We start from the raw sequence: 738 nt of genomic DNA, 5'->3' as shown, positions 1-738 counted from the left end.
GTCATTTTCTCCATACGTTGGAATGAAGTCGTTATCCAGAAAACTTGCTTTCGATGTATATGATTCTTCAGTTACAACAACTTGAATGCCTACAGCATTTGCTTTGTATGTAATCATTTGAATCAATAAACTATGTGGGATATGACAAAACGTTTGGTTATTTCTTTTTCCCATATTCGTTTCTTGTTTCCAACTTTTGTTTTGACCAATAACAATTTTACAAACTTCTTCTTCTTGAGCTAGTTTTACGATATGGTGACTAACTTTATGGAAGACGTCTTTTATTTTCAAGTAACGTTTTTGATGAAGTTTTTCTATCCTTTTAGAAGTAAAAGGCCCTTCATTCGTTTGTTTTCCATTTCTAAGAACGCTTGTAAAATGACTCTTCATTTTGTTGTAATATTGATTTATGCTTTTGACATGTTTGCCCTTAACAAGGACAGGTTTCATACCTGTGTTTGTTACGATGGTTGCAAGGTTATCAATCCCTAAATCAATACTCATATAACGAGCATTCTCTTCAATCATTTGTTGTTCAGAAGGAACATCAATTACCAATTCCACTACATATTCATTGTATTTTGGAATCACACGAACTTGTTTCAGTTTACCCTCAGTGAAACCTAGTTTCCCAATATTTAATTGCAATTTCGTCTTTGGAAACTTTAAAAATCTATCGTTTTTAATGATGCAATCTTGGTTTGTATACAGAATCTCTTTTTCAGAAGAACGAATATA

General features: G+C 32.1%; 1 protein-coding gene. It reads right to left on the bottom strand.

The annotated features are described in order from the left end of the window. Nucleotides 1-738 (bottom strand): RNA-guided endonuclease TnpB family protein (locus H6481_RS28285; protein WP_182813815.1); only part of this gene is annotated, 738 nt, incomplete at both ends.

Origin of the sequence: Bacillus sp. ME78 (genome assembly GCF_903970865.1) — a bacterium.
In the GTDB taxonomy this organism is placed as follows: domain Bacteria; phylum Bacillota; class Bacilli; order Bacillales; family Bacillaceae_G; genus Bacillus_A; species Bacillus_A cereus.
The sequence above is the reverse complement of the archived record's forward strand: the minus strand, read 5'-3'. Positions and strand labels throughout refer to the sequence as shown.